The organism is Sandarakinorhabdus sp. (assembly GCF_032115815.1).
Taxonomy (GTDB): domain Bacteria; phylum Pseudomonadota; class Alphaproteobacteria; order Sphingomonadales; family Sphingomonadaceae; genus Sandarakinorhabdus.
The window spans coordinates 1-3,008 of record NZ_JAUMBI010000241.1 but is presented as its reverse complement, the minus strand read 5'-3'; the positions used below and the strand labels follow the sequence as shown (position 1 = coordinate 3,008).

General features: G+C 66.4%; 3 protein-coding genes and 1 pseudogene. All 4 read right to left on the bottom strand.

The genetic code is table 11. The features are described from left to right. The coding region (metG, locus tag RT662_RS13745; RefSeq protein WP_313671259.1) for a methionine--tRNA ligase at window positions 1-998 on the bottom strand (998 nt) is incomplete at its 3' end. A 33-nt stretch (window positions 999-1,031) separates the two neighbouring features. Next, window positions 1,032-2,000, bottom strand: a complete 969-nt coding sequence (locus RT662_RS13740; protein WP_313671258.1) for an AAA family ATPase — start codon at window positions 1,998-2,000, stop codon at window positions 1,032-1,034. Next, window positions 1,994-2,605: a dTMP kinase gene (tmk, locus tag RT662_RS13735; protein ID WP_313671257.1), complete on the bottom strand. Its 612-nt coding sequence runs from the start codon at window positions 2,603-2,605 to the stop codon at window positions 1,994-1,996. Before tmk ends, RT662_RS13740 begins: the two co-directional genes overlap by 7 nt. Then, window positions 2,605-3,008: pseudogene (locus tag RT662_RS13730) on the bottom strand (D-alanyl-D-alanine carboxypeptidase); the annotation flags it as partial. The pseudogene RT662_RS13730 and the gene tmk, both read right to left, overlap by 1 nt.

Sequence of the window (3,008 nt, the reverse complement as noted above, 5' to 3'; positions counted from 1 at the left end):
CTGCCGTCTTCGCCGAAGGCGACTTCGCGGCACAGGAACCAGCGCAGGCGATCGACGCCGAAGCGGTCCACCATGGCGGCCGGATCGACGACATTGCCGAGCGATTTCGACATTTTCTCGCCGCGGTTGAGCAGGAAACCGTGGCCGAACACCGTTTTCGGCAGCGAAATGCCGGCTGACATCAGGAAGGCCGGCCAATAGACGGTGTGGAAGCGCACCACATCCTTGCCCACAACGTGCAGATCCGCCGGCCACCATTCGCCGTCGAGACCGCCCGCACCGGTGAGATAATTGGCCAGCGCGTCGAGCCAGACATACATCACATGGCGTTCGTCTCCGGGCACCGGAATGCCCCAGGTGAAGCTGGTGCGGCTGACCGATAGATCCGAAAGCCCGCCGGCAACAAAGGCGCGCATCTCGTTGAAACGGCTGGTGGGTTGGATATACTCCGGGTGGCTGTCATACAGCGCCAGCAGCTTGTCCTGATAGGCGGACAGCTTGAAGAACCAGCTTTCCTCCACCGTCCATTCCACCGGCGTGCCCTGCGGTGACAGTTTGGTGCCGTCTTCACCGGCAACCAACTCGCCTTCGTCATAATAGGCCTCGTCGCGGACCGAGTACCAGCCTTCGTAGCGGCCAAGATACAGATCACCATTTGCGGCCATGCGCTGCCACAGCGCCTGCACCAGCGCCTTGTGATCCTCATCAGTCGTGCGGATGAAGCGATCATAGCTGATGCCCAGCGCATCATCGAGCGACTGGAACGGCGCCACCATTTCATCGACATAGGCCTTTGGGGCCTTGCCGGCGGCGCGGGCGGCCTGGTCGATCTTCAGGCCATGTTCGTCGGTGCCGGTAAGGAAGCGCACATCAAAGCCATCGAGCCGCTTGAAGCGGGCGATGACATCAGTGGCGATCGCTTCATAGGCATGGCCCATGTGCGGCCGGCCGTTGGGATAGGCGATGGCGGTGGTGACGTAGAAGCGGGGCTTGCTCATGGCCACGGCCAATGGGGCAATATGCCGGCCGATTCAAGCCGGGACGGCGGCCAGATGCAGGGCGAGACGATGCGCCACCTGCCCAGGTTCCAGTTGCAGCGGCACGGCTTCGCGGGCGAGGCGACTCGCGGCCTCCCATTCGGCAATGGCCGCCCCCCGCGCCGGGCCGGTCAGGCGTTGGGCACGATCGGCGATCAGGGCGGGCACACGATCAAGCAGCGCGGCGTAGCGCCCTTCCCGGCCCTTGCCGCCAATGCCGCGCGCCAGCATCAGCGCAGCCGGGTTGGCAATGTGCGGCGGCAGGCTGGCAAGCTGGGCCAGGTCCCGCTCCAGCGCGGTGATGCCGGCCCCGGCCAGGGCGATGGCGCGGCCGGGGCAGCCTTCGGCCAAGCGCACGAGCAAGGCTTCGTCCTCCCCCTCCAGATCGGCACTGGCCAGAACGCGGGAAACTTCTGCGTGGGTGAGACGTGAGAAGCGCAACGTGCGGCAGCGCGAACGGATGGTGGGCAGCAGCCGGCCAGGCGAGTGGCTGACCAGCAGGAACACCGTGTCTTCCGATGGTTCCTCAAGGCTTTTCAGCAAGGCATTGGCTGTGTTGCGGTTCATGTCGTCTGCGGCGTCAATCACCACCACGCGTCGGGCCCCAAGCATTGGCGTGCCGGACAGGAATTCGCGCAACGGCTGGCCCTCGCTGTCGGGCCGGCGCACGATCTGGCCGATGACGATTTCACTGCGCAGCTTGCCGGTCTTGGCTTCGGTGCGCTCGATCAGGCGGTAATCAAGGTGCGATCCGGCGGCCATCAGGCGGGCGGCGTCGCTGTCGGGCGCCACGGCAAAGCCATCACCGCGCGGTGCGCCGGCCAGCAGCCAGGTCGCCGCCTCCCGCGCAAAGCTCGCCTTGCCCAGCCCCTGCTGGCCGACAAGCAGCCAGGCATGATGCGGCCGGCCACCGGTGAAGGCGGCGGTGAAGGCCTCGATCTGGGCTTGGTGGCCGATCAGCACAGCGCGTCCCGGATGCGCCCGGCCACATCGTCGATGCTGCCGCCAGCGTTGATGGACTTGCAGCGATCCGGCTCGGCCTTGGGCAAGGCCACGAAAAATTCCTGCACGCGGACGTGGAAATCGCCGCCGATGGCTTCGAAGCGGGCTTCCGCACCGCCCCGCGCCGCCGCCCGGGCAAGCCCTTCAGCTTCATCGAGCAGCAGCACCAGCGTCAGATCCGGCCACAGGCCAACCGCTTCATTGTGCAGATCAATGAGCGCCGCATCTTCCAGCCCGCGCCCCGCCCCTTGATAGGCGCGGGTAGAATCGATGAAGCGATCGCAGATCACCGTGGCACCGCGTTCCAGCGCCGGGCGGATGACGCGGGCGACATGGTCCACGCGCGCCGCCGTCATAAGCAGCGCGTCGCTCCAGGGTGTCCAGCGATCGGGATCACCGGTCACCAGCAGGCCTCGAATGGCTTCTGCCCCGGGCGTGCCACCCGGTTCGCGGGTCAGCAGCACCTCATGGCCATCGGCGCGCAACGCCTCGGCCAACAGCCGGCCTTGCGTGGACTTGCCGCTCCCCTCCCCGCCTTCCAGCGTGATGAACCGGCCTCCCGCCATCAGTTGAAGAAGCTCATCACCCAGTTCCAGGCGCGGCGGAACATGCCGGCTTCCTCGATGGCGACCGGTGTCACCAGCGGCGCCTTCACCGGCTGCTGGCCGGGCATGGTGACGACGAGGTTGCCCACCTGTTGGCCGGCCTTCAGCGGTGCCGACAGGCCGGGCAGCGCCTCAACGCTCGTCTTGCGCTCCATGCCGAAACCGCGCGGCAGGGTGACAAACAGATCCTTGCCGGCCGCCGCATCTATGGTCGGATCGGCGGCGCCGCTGATGGCGACCTTGCCCATCACTTGGCCCTTCTTGCCCAGCGGGATGTTCTGCCAGGCGGCAAAGCCCCAGTTCATGAAATCGACACTGGCCGACACACGCTCGCCAAAGCTGGGTAGGCCGGCGACGACCATCA